This is a genomic window from Parvularcula maris, assembly GCF_024505085.1.
Classification (GTDB): domain Bacteria; phylum Pseudomonadota; class Alphaproteobacteria; order Caulobacterales; family Parvularculaceae; genus Parvularcula; species Parvularcula maris.
Genome location: NZ_JANIBC010000008.1, coordinates 34,309 through 50,771, shown reverse-complemented (window position 1 = coordinate 50,771; position 16,463 = coordinate 34,309). Strand labels below are relative to the sequence as shown.

The window sequence follows — 16,463 nt, the reverse complement described above, 5'->3', positions numbered from 1 at the left end:
GGGGGGGGGGGGGGGCACTTTCAACAAGCGCCTTCGATAGTTGCGACTCCCCTCCGTCAGCTTCGCTGACACCTCCCCTAAAGGGGAGGAAACTCGCTGCCCGCCTTGCCCCCGCCCGCAACCCACGGCACAGGCGCGCGGGTGACGCTGACCTCCCTTCTCTTCCCCCTTTTCGGTTCCATCTTCCTCGGTGCGGGTAGCCGCGGGCTGAAGCTCTTCGACGGCGAGGATGCCCGTCGCATGTCGCGCTTCGTCTTCATGATCTCCATGCCCTTCGCCGGCTTCGAGTTCATGCGCCGCAGCCAGGTGGACGGGGAGATCATCCTCGGCCTCGCGGGCGGCTACGTGGTGAGCCTTCTGATCGTCACGGCGGCCGTCTTCGTCCTCTCCCGCAGCCTCCTCAAGCTCACGGTGAGAGAGGCCGGAGCGGCGGTCTTCTGCACGACCTGCGGCAACGCCATCTTCCTCGGCATCCCCATCGCCGCTTCGGTGGAGGGCTGGGCCTCGCCCTTCCTCATCTTGGTTCTTTTCGAGGGTACGCTGGTCTTCGCCATCGGCACGGCGCTGATGACCTGGCCGAGGGAGGGCTCGGAGAGGGGCAGCCTGCAGTCTGCCCTCGCCGCCCTGGGCCGGGCCTCGTTGCGCGCCGCCACCAACCCTATCGTCATCGGCACGGTGCTGGGGCTCATCGCCTCGCTCACGGCCCTCTCCCTGCCGGAGCCGGTGGACCGCTTCCTCGCCTTCACCGCTAGAACCGCCGGACCCCTCGGCCTCTTCGTTCTGGGGGTAAGCGCCGCGGACCTTCTCCTCTCCGGCAAGGCATCGGAGCTCAAGGGAGCGGGGCTTCTCCTTCCCTTCAAGCTCCTCATCTTCCCGGCCCTCACCGCTGCCCTCGTCTATCTCTTCACCGGCGACCCCACAGCCACGAGCGTCGCAGCCCTCTTCACCGGCCTGCCCCCAGCCGTTGCCTCCATCGTCCTCGCCTCGGTCTACAAGCAGTGGGTGAGCGGCACGGCGGGGGTGGTGACCGTCGGGACGATCATCGGCCTCATGACCCTCACCTTGTACCTCGTTTTCATCCTCTAAGGCTGATGTTGCACCGCACGCCCCTCGGGCGCATGCTGCAGGAAAAGCGAGGCTCTATGGCGGACATCCAATCGGTCGGGATCATCGGTGCGGGGCAGATGGGCAGCGGCATCGCCCATGTCATGGCGCTCGCAGGCTACGACGTCACCCTGCACGATGTCAGCGAGAACGCGATCAAGGCATCGCTGGAGCTGGTCGAGGGCAATCTCGGCCGCCAGCTCGCCAAGTCCAAGATCACCGAAGACGAGATGAAGGCCGCAATAGGGCGCATCAGGCCCGCACCGAAAATGACGCAGCTCACCGACTGCGACATCGTCATCGAGGCGGCCACCGAGAACATCGAGCTAAAGAAGGCGATCTTCCGCCAGCTCTCGGAGGTCCTCGACCCCGGCGGCATCATCGCCACCAACACCTCCTCCATCTCGATCACCGCCCTCGCCGCCGTGACCGACAGACCCGACCGCTTCATCGGGCTTCACTTCATGAACCCGGTGCCGGTGATGAAGCTGGTCGAGGTGATCCGCGGCATCGCCACCTCCGAGCAGACCTTCCAGGTCGCCAAGACCATCACCGAGCGCCTGGGCAAGACCATGGCGGTCTCCGAGGACTACCCCGCTTTCATCGTCAACCGCATCCTCATGCCGATGATCAACGAGGCGATCTACTGCCTTTATGAGGGCGTCGGCACGGTGGAGGCCATCGACACCGGCATGAAGCTCGGCGCCAACCACCCGATGGGGCCGCTCCAGCTCGCCGACTTCATCGGCTTGGACACCTGCCTGTCGATCATGCAGGTCCTCTATGACGGGCTCGCCGATTCCAAGTACCGTCCCTGTCCGCTGCTCGTGAAGTACACCGAGGCGGGCTGGCTCGGGAAGAAATCGGGCCGGGGCTTCTACGACTACAAAGGCGACGTGCCGGTGCCGACGCGCTGATTACCGCCGTCATCCCGGAAAACCGAAGGTTTATCCGGGACCCATGGCCTGCGGGCATTCTCAACCCGACGGTCCCGCTGCTTGCCACGTTACAGTCCATGGATCCCGGATAGCCTGCGGCTTCCGGGATGACGGCACCAACTCCACTGACGCAGTAATGTCATAACCAATTCACGCAGAAGGCGAGACATGACCGCCCGGTCACGTTAGGGCGGGGGCGAACATCTGGAAGGACCGCCCCATGCCCCTCCGCCGCCCCTGCTTTCTTCTAGCCGCTGCCGCCCTCGCAGCCTGCGAGACCGTCCCGGTCGAGCCGGGCTCTGCGCCAGGAGGCGGCACCTTCCGCTTCGCCGACTACCGGGGCGGCCCTGAGATCGTCCGCGACGGCAATGGCGGCGAGGAAGCGGTCGGCGTGGTCTTCGAGGACCGGAACCGGAACAGCCGCCGGGACGAGGGCGAGCCCGGCATCAGGGGCGTGAAGGTCTCCAACGGCCGCGACGTGGTGGTGACCGGGGCGGACGGCTCCTACGCCATCCCGGCGCTGGACGACATGTCCCTCTTCGTGGTGCAGCCCGCAGGCTACCAGGTCCCCCACGACACCTCCTGGGTCCCGCAGTTCTCCTACGAGCACAAACCGGGCGGCTCGCCCAAGCCCCTGCGCTTTGGAGGGCTGGAGCCCACCGGCCCCCTGCCCTCGGCCATCAACTTCCCGCTGATCAGGACGGGCGCGCAAGCGAGCTACCGCTGCGCCGTCCTCGGCGACCCCCAGACCTACGCCAACCAAGAGATCGGCTATTTCCGCGACAGCACCGTGGACGACATCCTCGACCGCGGTGAGGCCGAGCGCCCCGCCTGCGTCCTAGGCCTCGGCGACATGGTGGGCGACGATCTCGGGCTGATCCCCCGCCTCGCCGAGGTGATCGGCATGCTGGAGGCGCCCCAATGGTGGGTGCACGGCAACCACGATATCGACTTCGACGCCGACTACGACCGCGACAGCGCCGATAGCTGGCGCACCCTTTGGGGGCCGAACAACTACGCCTTCGAGATCGGCGAGGTGCTCTATGTGGTCCTCGACAACGTCTTCTACCCCTGCACCGCTGAGGATGCCGCACGGCCTGGCCGTGCGTTCTGCACCGAGGACGAGCGCAAGCGCTACAATGCCCGCCTGACCGAGGACCAGCTGGCCTTCGTCGAGGGGCTGCTGGCGAACACGGACGAGGACAAGCTGGTGGTCTTCGCCCACCACATCCCCTTTGTCAGCTTCGTCGACCAGACCGCGACCGCCCACCAGACCGACAACGTCGCCGAACTCTACCGCCTGGCGGAGGGCCGGAAGGCGCTCTCCTTCTCGGGCCACACCCACACCACCGAGAACTTCGCCCCCGGTGACAGCTTCGCCGGTTGGCAGGAGGCGATCGGGGTCGAGGCCGTCCCCTTCCGCCACATCATCGCGGGCGCCGCCTCGGGCGGCTGGTACCACGGCGATTTCGACCATCACGGCGTGCCGATGGCGCTGCAGCGCATGGGCTCGCCCATGGGATGGCTGAGCTTCGATGTGAGCGGGAGCAGCTACCGCGAGCGCTATCACGGCGCCAATACGGGTCACGACCGCCGCATGTGGCTCTCGGTGAACACGCCCGTCTTCCGTAGCTGGTACGGCCAGATCATGGACTGGCGCTCCCGCCCAGAGGACCAGCGCGACCCCGTTCCGCCCCTCTCGATCAACGACCTGCCCGACGTGAAGATCATGACGCCCCGCGACCTCTCCCGCGGCACCTGGCTTACGGCGAATATCTGGGACGGCGACAGCGCTACCCGCGCCGAGGCCGTGGTGGATGGCCGCACCCTGACGATGGAGCGCACCCAGAGCGCGTCAGGTGAGGAAGCGAAAGCGGGGGCCGAATGGGCCGACCCCTTCGCCGTCCAGCGCCAGCTCTCCGTGTCGCGCTCCGCTCTCGAGAGCCGCTCGGGCATCCCCCGAAACCAGGGCTACGAGGCCTATCGCGGATCGAGCTTCGGTCCCCAGACCCCAGGCCCCACCGGGCCTGTAGCCGATCGCAACATGCATCTGTGGCGGGCGAGACTGCCCGAGGATCTCGCCCCCGGCCTACACCGCGTGGTTGTAAGATCCACCGACAGACACGGCCAAGTGACCGAGGATTCCCTCGTTCTTGAAGTTAGAGACCGCCAGCCGCCTCCACGTTTCCGGACGGATGTGTTTGATGCACGAGAAGACGGTCCCCCTGTCAGATGACGTGACTTTAGTGATTGGTTAACGTAGAGGTGAAGGCCGCGGGAGGCGGCACGATGCAACTGAGCGAAGCGCAGAACGATGCCGCAGCCTGGCTGCGAAGCACGGCGGAGGAGGTCGGGGAGACCTTCGAGGCCGGCGGCACCGCCATGCAGGTCCTGAGCTTCGTCTTCGACGTGCTGGGCTTCCTCGGCCCCTTGGGCATCGCCCTCTTCTTCGTCTCTCTGCTGCTTCTGGCCTTCGTCGGCTCCTTCTCGCCCCTGCCCAAGATCGCCAACTACCTGCTGATCGTCGCCGTGGTGAGCATCTCCACCGTCGCCGCCGCAGGCTTCGAGGAGTCGGGCAGCACGCTCGCCGGGCTCTCCCGCTACCTCCTCTTCATGCTCGTGCCGGTGGTGCTGCTCTTCGCGGTGAGGCGCGTGTTCCGCAAGAAGGACCCCACGAAAAAGCTCCAACGCGCCGTCGAGGAGCTGACCGAGCAGGTCGAGATGCTGCGCAGCGAGCGCGGCGGCACCCTACCCGCACAAGAACCGATCACCATCGAAGCCCAGGCCCGCCGTTTGCCGAGAAGGCTGGTCCGGCGGCTGTAGTCTTTTCGGCTAACTCTTCCTACTGGCTATCAAGTGTTCGACGGCCCGCCGAAGCGCGGGAACGTCCGAGTCATTTGCGATGGTACAGCGCTATAATCGGCGCGCGAGGACTGGATAGTTTCCATTCACTTCGCGAGGTTTGCTCGACGCCCATCTCTCCCGCCCCGCGGGAGAGGTCAAAGGCTGCGTGAGCGGGCTTTGGGTGAGGGCCTCGGCGAAGCCGTTCTGCTACGCTTGATATCACTAGCTGCACTAAGAACCCCCTCACCCTCGGTCCCTCTCCCGCAGGCGGGAGAGGGAGGCGGTACTTGCCAGATTTTCGAACTGAGACACTATCCTCCTCTACGGCAACTGCGCCGAAGGCGTGCTCATGGAGATCTCAAGCTCCTCCTGGCTCATATCCGTCCCGAAGGCCTCGAAGAGCGGGGTGGAGAGGTAGCGTTCGCCGGTGTCGGGGAGCATGGCGAGGATGACCGAGCCCTTCTCTGCCTGTTCCGCATAACGCCTAGCCACAGCGAAGGTGGAGCCGCCGGAGATGCCGGTGATGATGCCTTCCTTGGCCGCCAGCATCCTCGCGCCCTTCACCCCTTCCTCGCCGGTCACCGGGAGAAGCTCGTCATAGTACTCCTTGTCCACGGCCTCCTGGAGGACATGGGGGATGAAGTCGGGGCTCCAGCCTTGGATGGGGTGGGGCTGCCAGGCAGGGTGGCTGCCGGATGCGGAACCATCTGGCTCACGCTCCTGCGGCGTGCCGCTGGCCAGCATGGGGGCGAGGTCGGGCTCGGAGAGGACGATCTTCACGTCCGGCATCTCGCGGCGCAGGGTCCTCGCGACGCCGGTCACCGTGCCGCCCGTGCCGAAGCCGGTGACGAAGGCGTCTAGCCTTCTCCCCTTGAAGTCGGCCACGATCTCTCGGCCCGTGGTCTCCTCGTGCATCTTGGCGTTGGCCTCCGTCTCGAACTGGCGAGCGTAGAACCAGCCGTTCTTCTCGGCGAGCTCCTTGGCCTTCTGCACCATGCCGAAGCCCTTCTCCGCCTTCGGCGTCAGGATCACCTTGGCCCCCAGATAGCGCATCAGCTTACGCCGCTCGATCGAGAAGCTCTCCACCATGGTGATGACCAGGGGATAGCCCTTTGCCGCGCAGACCATCGCAAGGCCGACGCCCGTGTTGCCCGAGGTCGCCTCGACCACGGTCTGGCCGGGTCTGAGAGCGCCGGTGCTCTCGGCATGCTCGATGATGGCGAGGGCCAGGCGGTCCTTGACGCTGGCGGCGGGGTTGAAGAACTCAGCCTTGAGGTAGATCTCCACGCCTTCCGGGGAGAGGCGCTGCAGCTTCACCGCCGGGGTGTTGCCCACCGTGTCCAGGATCGAATCGTAGGCGGTACCGCGTCCGTCGGTCTTGATGGGCCAGGCCATGCCGTTTCCTCTTCTTCAGTTCGTTGCCCGACGGTGTGCGGCCCGTCCCCGGCCGCTGCAAGCATCCCGTGCAGGCACAAGGCTGCGAGGAACGCTTGCGCATCCAGGCCGTTCCTGCCGATAGGTCGGACGGAATGTTGAGGGAGCCCCACCCATGATCGAGCTGCTGTCGAACCCCGCCGCCTGGGCGGCCCTGGTCACCCTGGTGGTGATGGAAGTGGTCCTAGGGATCGACAACCTCATCTTCATCTCGGTGCTCACCAACAAGCTGCCCGAGGAAAAGCGCAAGAACGCCCGGCGCATCGGTATCGGCGGCGCGCTTATCCTGCGGCTCGTCTTCCTCAGCCTCGTCACGGTCATCATCGGCCTCAAAGCCGCCTTGTTCGAGGCCTTCGGGCACGCTTTCTCCTGGAAGGACATCATCCTGATCGCGGGCGGGCTGTTCCTCGTGTTCAAGGCGACCAGGGAGATCCACGAGAAGACCGACCCCGAGGAGCACGCCATCGCCCATGCGGCGGGCAGCAAGGTCGCCACCGCCTCCGTGACCGCGGTGATCGTTCAGATCCTGCTGCTCGATGCGGTCTTCTCCATCGACTCGATCCTCACCGCCGTCGGCATGACCGACTTCGTCCCCGTCATGTATGTCGCGGTGATCATCGCCGTGGGTGTCATGCTGGTAGCCGCCGACCCGGTGGCGAACTTCATCGAGAAGAACCCCACTGTGGTGATGCTGGCGCTAGGCTTCCTGCTTCTGATCGGGGTGACCCTGATCGCCGACGGCTTCGGCGCCCATGTGCCCAAGGGCTATATCTACGCCGCCATGGGCTTCTCGGCCCTGGTCGAGGCGCTGAATATGGGCGTCCGCCGCGCCAAAAGACGAGCCTTGGCCGACGGCAAAGAGGTGACGGTGGCACCCGGCGTGGAGGCCGCAGCGCAGAAGCAGGGTGCGACACCGAAAGCGGGGCTGTCCCCGGCGGAGTAGGCCCTCCACTACGCTGTCGCCTTCCCACGGCGTAGCGCAGCGCAGACCGTGGGACCCATCTCCTCAGGGTGCAACCGCTCTCGACGGAGGGAGATGGGCACCACGGACAAGCCGTGGTGAGGCGTTTGTTGCTTCGTAGCACGTAAGGCGGCTCGCGCAGCGTGCCGCCGCCCAGCCACCGCACATACAAAAGGCGGCACGCTGCGCGAGCCGCCCTACGAGAACCGGATCCTAGGAGGTCAGTACTTCGCCAGCGCGTCCTGTGCCCGCTGCGCGTTGAGCGTCGCCTCGGGGGTCGCCGTGCTGCCGGAGAGCACGCTGTCGGCTTCGTTCCGCTCGGCCAGCAGCGCGTCGCCCTGGAGGTCGGTTTCCGCGATGGCCTTCTCGGCCAGCACCGTCAGGCCTGCGGGCGAGACGTCGGCAAAGCCGCCGCGGACGAAGGTGCGGGTCACTTCGCCGCCGCGATGGACCTCGATCATGCCGGGGGAGAGGGTGGCCATGAGCGGCGCGTGGTTCTCGCGCACCTCGAACAGGCCCTCGGTGCCGGGCACGACGACCGCGTCGACCTCGCCGGAGAAGAGCTCGCGTTCGGGGGAGACTAGAGAGAAGTGAAACTGCGCCATGGTGGTCCCGCTGCGGCCTGTAGATCGTCGCCTGCTTCAAGAGCAATTGCCGGGCGCTGGCAAGGGAGGCCGGATACGAAAAAGCTCCCCGGCGGGGAGCTTTTCTCGGTTCGCGAAAGCTGGGTAGTCCTCAGCCGAAACGACCCGTGACATTCAGCGCCAGATCGGTGGCGAGCAAGGTCGAGGTCACGAGGCAAAGGCCGAGCAGCATGTAAAGGGCGCCGCGGCCGCGCTCACGGCGCAGCTCGTCACGGCGAAGGCCCATTTGAACCCAGATTTTGTCGATGGCACGCAGCATAGGTGTCTCCACAATGATCATACAAATATGGAGTGCAAAGGCCGTGCCTAGGGCTCTGGTTCGGGGTCGCAAACGAAAGTGAGCGGTGTAACACTAGGGCCACACCGCTCACCACACTCAGAAATTGCAGGCTATCAGGGGCTTACGCCGCTTCGGCCATCCGTTCCGCCTTGGCCATGGCCTCGTCGATCGAGCCGACGAGGTAGAAGGCCTGCTCGGGCAGGTGGTCGTAGTCTCCCGCAACGAGACCCTTGAAGCCCTTGATGGTGTCCTCGAGCGGGACCTGCACGCCGGGGCTGCCGGTGAAGACCTCGGCCACGTCGAAGGGCTGGCTGAGGAAGCGTTCCACTTTCCGCGCGCGCGCCACGACGAGTTTGTCCTCTTCCGAGAGCTCGTCCATGCCCAGAATGGCGATGATGTCCTGGAGCGACTTGTAGCGCTGCAAAATGTTCTGGACGTCGCGGGCCACCTGGTAGTGCTCCTCGCCGACCACGCGGGGGTCGAGGATCCGGCTCGTCGAGTCGAGCGGGTCCACGGCGGGGTAGATGCCCTTCTCGGCGATGGCGCGGTTGAGAACCGTGGTCGCGTCCAAGTGGGCGAAGGTGGTGGCGGGCGCCGGGTCGGTCAGGTCGTCGGCGGGCACGTAGACGGCCTGCACCGAAGTGATCGAGCCCTTGGTGGTGGTGGTGATCCGCTCCTGCATCGCGCCCATATCGGTGGCGAGGGTCGGCTGATAGCCCACCGCCGACGGAATACGGCCGAGAAGCGCCGACACTTCCGAGCCTGCCTGGGTGAAGCGGAAGATGTTGTCGACGAAGAACAGAACGTCCTGGCCCTGGTCGCGGAAGTGCTCGGCGACGGTGAGGCCCGTCAGTGCGACGCGGGCACGGGCACCCGGCGGTTCGTTCATCTGACCGTAGATCAGCGACGCCTTGGAGCCCGCGGCGGAACCCTCGTTCTCGAACGGGTTCTTGTTCACGTTGCTTTCGATCATCTCCCAGTAGAGGTCGTTGCCCTCTCGGGTCCGCTCGCCGACACCGGCGAAGACCGAGTAGCCGCCATGCACCTTGGCGATGTTGTTGATCAGCTCCTGGATCAGCACCGTCTTGCCGACGCCCGCGCCGCCGAAGAGGCCGATCTTACCGCCCCGTGCATAGGGGCAGAGGAGGTCGATCACCTTGATGCCGGTGGCGAGGATCTCCGCCTCGGTGGACTGCTCCACGAAGGGCGGCGCTTCGGCGTGGATGGGGCGCCTGGCATCCGCGTTGATCGGGCCGAGCTCGTCCACCGGCTCACCGATCACGTTCATGATCCGGCCGAGAGTCGCCTCGCCGACCGGCACCTGGATGGCGCTGCCGGTGTCGGACACGGCCTGACCGCGCACGAGACCCTCGGTCGAGTCCATGGCGATCGTGCGCACGGTGTTCTGGCCGAGATGCTGCGCCACTTCGAGCACGAGCCGGTTGCCTTGGTTGTCTGTTTCCAGCGCGTTGAGGATCGAGGGGAGGTGGTCGTCGAACTCGACATCCACCACCGCGCCGATCACCTGCGCGATACGTCCTTGTGCCATCGGTTGGTCCTTCTTCTTGCGGGCGGCTGTAGCGCGGCGCCCCGACAGTTCAAAATCTTTTGCGAGGGGGTCCGGCCTACCAGGTGCCGACCCCCCTTCCGGGTTTCTTCATCATCGCCCGCGCCCCGTAATAGGCGTAGGCATCGACCACGAAGCCGAGCACCACCTTGGGCAGCAGCTTGATCCTCTCGGTCAGGCTGCCGGTCTTGAGCCTGTTCCAGCGCTTGACCAGGAAGTGCTTCGGTACGAGCGGCATGCCCTTCTTCTGATGCTCTCCGATCATATCGGCGATCCAGTTGGGGTTCTCCCGGTCGAGCTGGCCAAAGGTCTCGACCCGGCTCTGCTCGGGCGGCATCCGCTCCATGTAGCGGAACAGGTGGCTGTTGATCGCGCTGCCGAGCGTCAGGCGGCGCTGGTGCTTGAAGACCTGCTGCACGGTACGCTCGGACTCGTAGATATGGGTGACCGAGGGAATGCGGCGCACGGCCTCCTCGATGGGCGCGCGGCGGAAACCGTCGGTCTTCGTCATGGCGCTGAGGAAGCCGTCATTGCCGACGAGCCCCCGCGGCAGGTAAAGGTCACGCAGGTTCTCGCGCTTCATCACGTAGAGCGAGCCGGAGAGGTTGCTGCCCCCGCCGTCGAGCACGCGGGCGTTCGACTTGATCAGCCGCTCGGCGAAGGTGAGCCTCTGCTGCTGCTCGAGATCCTTCACGGGAACGGAAGCCGTCGCCAGCAGGCGCTCATCGGCGGAGAGCGCCTTCATGAGCTGCTCGAGACCGTCGAGCTGCTGGATGTCCGTATCCGCATCGAACCCGATCCAGGCATCGGCATCGCCGGGCAGCATGCCGTGCACCACCTGGTTCCAGGCACCAGCCTTGCCGCCGCGCTCGATCTCGTGGACGACGAACTCGGTGGCCGCCGGTGCGTCAGCGCCCGCCATGATCTCCTCGGCGGTCCGCCTAGCCTCGCCCGCCGTGTCGTCGCGGCAGCCATTGGGGACCACCATCACCGTCTTCTTCAGCGTGGGGTCGGCGAAGATCGTCTGCTCGACGAGGCCGCGCAGCATCGGGCCGATGACCCCCTCCTCGTTGTAGCAGAAGATTCCGCATACAACGTGGGAGAAGCCGGTCTCGAGACCGCTGCTGCTCGGCGCTTCGCTCATCAGACGCTTTCCGCGCCTGCGATGATCTCGACCAGCTCGGTCGTGATCTGCGCCTGGCGAGCCCGGTTGTACTGCAGGTTCAGACTGTCGATCATGTCGCCTGCGTTGCGCGTGGCGTTGTCCATGGCGGACATGCGCGCGCCCTGCTCGGAGGCCGCGTTCTCAAGAAGCGCACGGAAGACCTGCACCGCTACGTAGCGCGGCAGCAGGGTTTCGAGGATCTCCTCCTCGCCCGGCTCGTACTCGTAGGGGGCGGCCATCTTGTCCTCGCCCTCGATCTTCGGCGGCTCGGCCGGAATGATCTGCTGGGCGGTCGGCACCTGACTGATCACTGACTGGAAGGCGCCGTAGAAGACCAAAGCCTTGTCGAACTGTCCGTCCTCGAACATCTCGAGCAGCTTCGAGGAGATGTCGTAAGCCTGATCGAAGCCCACCGTCTTGACGTCTTCGAAGGTGACGCGCTCGACGATGAGGTCGCCGTAGAGGCGGCTGAGCTGCTCATAGCCCTTCTTGCCCACGGTCATGACCTTCACCGTCTTGCCCTCGCCCTGAAGGCGGACGATGTGCTCGCGGGCCAGGCGGACGATCGAGGAGTTGAAGCCGCCGCAAAGCCCGCGGTCGGCCGTCGCCACCACCAGAAGATAGGTCTGGTCCTCGCCCGTCCCGGTCAGAAGCTTCGGCCCAGGCGCACCGGGGGTCATCCCGGCAGCCAAGTTCGCCAGCACCATCTCGATACGCTCGGCATAGGGACGGCCAGCCTTCGCGGCATCCTCCGCCCGGCGCAACTTGGCAGCGGCCACCATCTGCATGGCCTTGGTGATCTTCTGCGTCGACTTCACCGAGCCGATGCGGGTTTTGAGGTCTTTGAGGCTAGGCATGAACGTTCATTCTTCCTGTTGACCGGGGGACGCCGCCGATACCGTCCCGCGGCGGTCGTTCCAGTCCGTGATGATTTTTGCTGGCACGCCTACGGCGAGGCTGCCGGGGGGCATGTCCTTGAGCACCACGGCATTGGCCCCGATCATGGCGCGGTCGCCAATCGTGATGGCACCAAGAACCCGAGCGCCCGGTCCAATATCGCAACCCGCACCGATCATCGGTGAGCCCGGTCCCACATTCGTGCCGATCGTCACACCCTGCATGATCATGCAGTTGATGCCGATCCGGGCTTTAGGGTGGACCACAATCCCGTTCGGATGAGGCAGCCGCAGGCCGCCGCCGATCTCCGTGCCGATGGGAATGTCCGCACCCGAAACGGCGGACCAGAAGCGGTGGCGGAGGACAGCCAGACCGCGCGCCAGCGCCGCTAGCGGCCCGGAAGCCGGTTTGAGCCTCGCGTAAGAGCGGATAGCCGCCAGGAGCGAACCGCCGGGGTTCCAGCCCCGACGCTTCTCCCGCGACCAGTCCGCTTCTGTCAGCGACACCCCCACTCGGCGCTCCTTACGCGAACGACTTCACGAAGCTCTCAAGAATGTCCGTGAGCTTCTTGTCCATCTCGTCCGAGAGCTTCTTCTCGGTGCGGATGGTGGTGAGGACATCCGAGTGCTGGCTGTGCATGTGGCGCAGGAACTCGGCCTCGAACTCCTGGACCTTGCTCGTCTCGATGCGGTCGAGGAAGCCGCGCGTACCGGCGAAGATGACCACCACCTGCTCTTCGACCTGGAGCGGCGAGTATTGCGGCTGCTTGAGGAGCTCGGTGAGGCGGGCGCCGCGGTTCAGGGTCGCCTGGGTCGCGGCATCGAGGTCCGAGCCGAACTGGGCGAAGGCCGCAAGCTCGCGGTACTGAGCGAGCTCGCCTTTGATCTTGCCAGCCACCTGCTTCATCGCCTTGATCTGCGCCGCCGAGCCCACGCGGGACACCGACAGACCAACGTTCACAGCCGGACGGATGCCCTGGTAGAAGAGGTCGGTCTCGAGGAAGATCTGACCGTCGGTGATCGAGATCACGTTGGTCGGAATATAGGCCGAGACGTCGTTGGCTTGCGTCTCGATGATCGGCAGCGCGGTGAGCGAACCGGAACCGTGATCCTCGTTAAGCTTCGCCGCACGCTCAAGGAGGCGGGAGTGGAGGTAGAAGACGTCGCCGGGGAAGGCTTCGCGGCCCGGCGGACGGCGGAGGAGAAGCGACATCTGGCGGTAGGCCACGGCCTGCTTGGTGAGGTCGTCATGGACGATCAGCGCGTGCATGCCGTTGTCGCGGAAATACTCGCCCATGGCGGTACCGGCGAAGGGCGCCAGGAACTGGAGCGGAGCCGGGTCCGATGCAGTAGCGGCAACGACCACGGTGTAGTCGAGAGCGCCGTTGTCCTGCAGCGTCTTGACGATCTGGGCGACGGTCGAGCGCTTCTGGCCGATGGCGACATAGATGCAGAAGAGCTTGCCGCTGTCGTCGGTCGCGGCGTCGTTCGGGCCCTTCTGGTTGAGCATGGCGTCGACGCAGATGGCGGACTTGCCGGTCTGGCGGTCGCCGATGACCAGCTCGCGCTGGCCGCGGCCCACGGGGATCATGGCGTCGATGGCCTTGATGCCGGTCTGCACGGGCTCGTGCACGGATTTACGCGGCAGGATGCCAGGCGCCTTCACGTCCACCAGTCGGCGCTCGGCAGCCTCGATCGGGCCTTTGCCATCGAGCGGGTTGCCGAGGGGATCGACCACGCGGCCAAGAAGGCCCTTGCCGACGGGCACGTCCACGATGGCCTCGGTGCGCTTCACCGTCTGGCCCTCGCGGATGCCGGTGTCGTCGCCGAAGATCACGACGCCGACGTTATCTTCTTCGAGGTTCAGCGCCATGCCTTTGATGCCGCCCTCGAACTCGACCATCTCACCGGCGCGGACATTGTCGAGGCCGTAGACCCGCGCGATGCCGTCGCCGACGGAGAGCACCTGGCCGATCTCGGAGACCTCGGCGTCACGGCCGAAGTCCTTGATCTGGCTCTTGAGGATGGAGCTGATTTCGGACGCGTTGAGTTCCATGGATTACGCCTCTTTCAGTGTCGCGCGCAGGCGCGCCAGTTTGGTTTTTAGGGAGGAATCGATCATGCGGCTGCCGATCTTGACGATCAGGCCGCCTAGGAGTTCGGGGTCGGTGCGGGTGTCGAGCTGCACGTCCTTACCGACGGCGGCGCGGATCTGCGCCTTGAGGTCGGTGAGCTGGTCAGCCGTCAGCGGATGCGCCGAGACCACCTCGGCAGAGACCTCGCCGCGCGCCTCGGCGGCGATGCGCTTGAAGGTCTGGATGGTCGGGATGAGCAGCGAGAGCCTGCCTTTACGCGCCATCAGGCGAAGGAAGTTCGTGGTCAGGGGGTGGGCACCCGAGTCGAGGATCGCTGCGATGCCCTTCTCCTTCTGCTCGGCGGAGAAGGCGGGGGAGTGCACGAGACGGCGCAGATCCTCGCTGTCGTCATACGCCCTGCGGATCTCGTCGAGATAGGTCTCGGCACGGTCGGCCTTGCCCTCTTCGGAGACCAGTTCGAAGAAAGCGCTCGCATAGCGCTCAGCAATCTCGGACCGCGAATCGGCCATGAAACCCCACTCTCACGTCTCGGGTGGCTGCCGCCGGGGAGAGCCCGGCGCAGCGGCGGAAAACCGGCGCCGAACAGCCATCCAGCGCACATCGCGGGGCCGCTAGCACGCGTTCTTGAGGGGCGCAACGGCGCGGGCGCGGGAAGTTGGAGCGAGGGCGTATCCAACAGTCCAAGGCCGCACTGGCCGGACTTGTGCTCAGCCCTCGCAGTTCTCCCCCTGGCGTCATCCCGGACCCCATGGACGAATGGCGGTGACAAGGCGCGGCCGCCCTTCGGTGGACCGCCCACAGGCCATGGGTCCTGGATAGCCTTCGGCTTCCGGGATGACGGGGGAGAGAGACCAGGACCGAACCCCAGGGCGGACAGCCAAAGGGTGGCCGCGGACGCTGGCGGCAGCGCTCGTGAGGCGTGGCCAGCTTCGCTGACCCCTACCGCCCCCGCACCATGTCTGCTGCCTTCTCGGCGATCATGATGGTGGGGGCGTTGGTGTTGCCGCCGGTGATGCTTGGCATGACCGAGGCGTCGACGACCCGCAGCCCCTCGACCCCCCTCACCTTCAGCTTAGGCGTCACCACCGAGGCTTCGTCCGAGCCCATGCGGCAGGTGCCTACCGGGTGGTAGACCGTCTCGGCCGTGGCTTTCACCAGTTCGTCGATGCGCTCGTCGCTCTCCCCGCCTCGCTGGTCCTCGCGCGGCTTGGGGCCGTGCACCGCCAAGGCGGGCGCTTCGGCGAGACGCTGGCAGAAGCGGTAGCCTGCCCGCATCCTCGGCAGGTCGCGCTCGTCCGAGAGGTAGTTGGGATCGATCAGGAGGCTGTCACCGGGGCACGGCGAGGCCAGCCGCACCTCGCCCCGGCTGTCCGGGTAGACGAGGCAGACATGGAAGGTGAAGCCCGGCCCCCAGACCTTCTTGCGGCCGTGATCCACGAGGATCGAGGGCAGGAAATGGAGCTGGAGGTCCGGCCTCTCCGCCTCCGGCCCCGAGCGGATGAAGCCTGCGCCTTCCGCGATGTTCGAGGTCAGCATGCCCTGACGCTTGCGGCTGTATCTGAGCGGCTCCCCGGCCGCTCTACCGAAGAAGCGGAAGGAGTTGGCGTAGGCGTCGTGGGTTCTGGTCGTGTAGGTGAGGTGCGCGTCGAGATGGTCGGCCAGGTTCTGCCCCACCTCGGCCCGGTCGGCGACCACCTCGATGCCCATCTCGGAGAGGTGCGCGGCGGGGCCGATGCCCGACAGCATGAGGAGCTTGGGCGAGCCGAAGGCGCCGGCGCAGAGGATGACCTCGCCCGCCGCCTGCGCCTCCTCCACCGTGCCGCCGCGCTCATAGAGGGCGCCCACGGCCCTTCCCTCCTCGATCAGCACGCGCAGCACCTTGGCGCCGGTCAGAATCTCGAGGTTTGGCCGGGCACGGACCTTCTCGGTGAGGTAGCCCTTGGCCGAGGAGCAGCGCTCGCCGCCCCGCTGGGTCACCTGGTAGAGGCCCAGCCCCTCGCGCTCCTCGCCGTTGAAGTCCTCCAGGCGGGGCACTTGCAGCTCCTCGCCCGCCTCGATGAAGGCCTCGGTAAGGGGGTTCACGTGGCGGAGGTCCGAGACCCCCAAGGGGCCTCCCGTGCCGTGGTACTCGTCCTCGCCGCGCGAGTTGTCCTCGGCGCGCTTGAAGTAGGGTAGAACCTCGTCCCAGGACCAGCCCGTGGCCCCCGCCTCGGCCCAGCCGTCAAAGTCCGAACGGTCGCCGCGGATATAGCACATGGCGTTGACCGAGCTCGAACCGCCCAGCGTGGTACCGCGCGGCTGGTAGAGCTCGCGTCCGCCCAGATGCTTCTGCGGCACGGTCTCCTCCCGGCTGAAGATGCCGCGGGCATGGTTCATCAAAGCGAGGCCGAAGGGGACGTGGATGATGGGGTTCTTGTCCGGCGGGCCGCCTTCGAGCAGCAGAACGTTTACCTTGGGGTCCTCAGAAAGGCGGCTCGCCATCACGGCCCCCGCCGAGCCGCCGCCCAAGATGAGGTAGTCCCCTTTGTCCATGA

General features: G+C 66.0%; 15 protein-coding genes. 5 read left to right on the top strand and 10 right to left on the bottom strand.

Annotation, left to right across the window (positions count from 1 at the left end; genetic code table 11):
• Positions 1 to 141 precede the first annotated feature (141 nt).
• The 4 genes from NOG11_RS10400 (at position 142) to NOG11_RS10385 (ending at position 4,865) form a co-directional block, all read left to right on the top strand.
• Entirely contained in the window at positions 142 to 1,086 is a 945-nt protein-coding gene (locus NOG11_RS10400; RefSeq protein WP_256619692.1) for an AEC family transporter, read from the top strand.
• Between the two features lie 56 nt (positions 1,087 to 1,142).
• Positions 1,143 to 2,021, top strand: coding sequence for a 3-hydroxybutyryl-CoA dehydrogenase (locus NOG11_RS10395; protein WP_256619691.1), 879 nt, complete (start codon positions 1,143 to 1,145; stop codon positions 2,019 to 2,021).
• Positions 2,022 to 2,262: 241 nt separating this feature from the next.
• On the top strand, positions 2,263 to 4,278 hold the full coding sequence (locus tag NOG11_RS10390; protein ID WP_256619690.1) for a calcineurin-like phosphoesterase C-terminal domain-containing protein: 2,016 nt from the start codon (positions 2,263 to 2,265) through the stop codon (positions 4,276 to 4,278).
• Between the two features lie 53 nt (positions 4,279 to 4,331).
• Positions 4,332 to 4,865, top strand: a complete 534-nt coding sequence (locus NOG11_RS10385; RefSeq protein ID WP_256619689.1) for a hypothetical protein — start codon at positions 4,332 to 4,334, stop codon at positions 4,863 to 4,865.
• Between the two features lie 342 nt (positions 4,866 to 5,207).
• On the opposite strand, the gene cysK is transcribed toward NOG11_RS10385, so the two are convergent.
• The gene (cysK, locus tag NOG11_RS10380; protein WP_256619688.1) at positions 5,208 to 6,281 is read right to left on the bottom strand and encodes a cysteine synthase A; all 1,074 of its coding nucleotides are present in this window, start codon (positions 6,279 to 6,281) and stop codon (positions 5,208 to 5,210) included.
• 154 nt (positions 6,282 to 6,435) lie between these two features.
• Between cysK and NOG11_RS10375 the strand changes: the two genes are divergently transcribed.
• Positions 6,436 to 7,263 carry a TerC family protein gene (locus NOG11_RS10375; RefSeq protein ID WP_256619687.1) on the top strand — a complete coding sequence of 276 codons (828 nt, stop codon included), beginning with the start codon at positions 6,436 to 6,438 and terminating at the stop codon, positions 7,261 to 7,263.
• 239 nt (positions 7,264 to 7,502) lie between these two features.
• Here NOG11_RS10375 and atpC read toward each other — a convergent pair whose 3' ends face one another.
• The 9 genes from atpC to NOG11_RS10330 all read right to left on the bottom strand — a co-directional run bounded on the left by atpC (position 7,503) and on the right by NOG11_RS10330 (position 16,461).
• The gene (gene atpC / locus NOG11_RS10370) at positions 7,503 to 7,886 is read right to left on the bottom strand and encodes an ATP synthase F1 subunit epsilon (RefSeq protein WP_256619686.1); all 384 of its coding nucleotides are present in this window, start codon (positions 7,884 to 7,886) and stop codon (positions 7,503 to 7,505) included.
• A gap of 130 nt (positions 7,887 to 8,016) precedes the next feature.
• Entirely contained in the window at positions 8,017 to 8,184 is a 168-nt protein-coding gene (locus tag NOG11_RS10365) for a hypothetical protein (RefSeq protein WP_256619685.1), read from the bottom strand.
• A gap of 142 nt (positions 8,185 to 8,326) precedes the next feature.
• Positions 8,327 to 9,754, bottom strand: coding sequence for a F0F1 ATP synthase subunit beta (gene atpD / locus NOG11_RS10360; RefSeq protein ID WP_256619684.1), 1,428 nt, complete (start codon positions 9,752 to 9,754; stop codon positions 8,327 to 8,329).
• A 76-nt stretch (positions 9,755 to 9,830) separates the two neighbouring features.
• On the bottom strand, positions 9,831 to 10,916 hold the full coding sequence (locus NOG11_RS10355; RefSeq protein WP_256619682.1) for a glycosyltransferase family 2 protein: 1,086 nt from the start codon (positions 10,914 to 10,916) through the stop codon (positions 9,831 to 9,833).
• The gene (locus NOG11_RS10350; protein ID WP_256619681.1) at positions 10,916 to 11,794 is read right to left on the bottom strand and encodes a F0F1 ATP synthase subunit gamma; all 879 of its coding nucleotides are present in this window, start codon (positions 11,792 to 11,794) and stop codon (positions 10,916 to 10,918) included. The genes NOG11_RS10355 and NOG11_RS10350 overlap by 1 nt, the downstream gene beginning before the upstream one ends.
• Before the next feature lie 6 nt (positions 11,795 to 11,800).
• Complete coding sequence (locus NOG11_RS10345; protein ID WP_256619680.1) at positions 11,801 to 12,340, bottom strand: serine O-acetyltransferase; 540 nt, start codon at positions 12,338 to 12,340, stop codon at positions 11,801 to 11,803.
• A gap of 16 nt (positions 12,341 to 12,356) precedes the next feature.
• Positions 12,357 to 13,889, bottom strand: a complete 1,533-nt coding sequence (atpA, locus tag NOG11_RS10340) for a F0F1 ATP synthase subunit alpha (protein ID WP_256619679.1) — start codon at positions 13,887 to 13,889, stop codon at positions 12,357 to 12,359.
• Positions 13,890 to 13,892: 3 nt separating this feature from the next.
• Positions 13,893 to 14,438 carry a F0F1 ATP synthase subunit delta gene (locus tag NOG11_RS10335; RefSeq protein ID WP_256619678.1) on the bottom strand — a complete coding sequence of 182 codons (546 nt, stop codon included), beginning with the start codon at positions 14,436 to 14,438 and terminating at the stop codon, positions 13,893 to 13,895.
• A gap of 430 nt (positions 14,439 to 14,868) precedes the next feature.
• Positions 14,869 to 16,461: a GMC family oxidoreductase gene (locus NOG11_RS10330; RefSeq protein WP_256619677.1), complete on the bottom strand. Its 1,593-nt coding sequence runs from the start codon at positions 16,459 to 16,461 to the stop codon at positions 14,869 to 14,871.
• Positions 16,462 to 16,463: the final 2 nt, after the last annotated feature.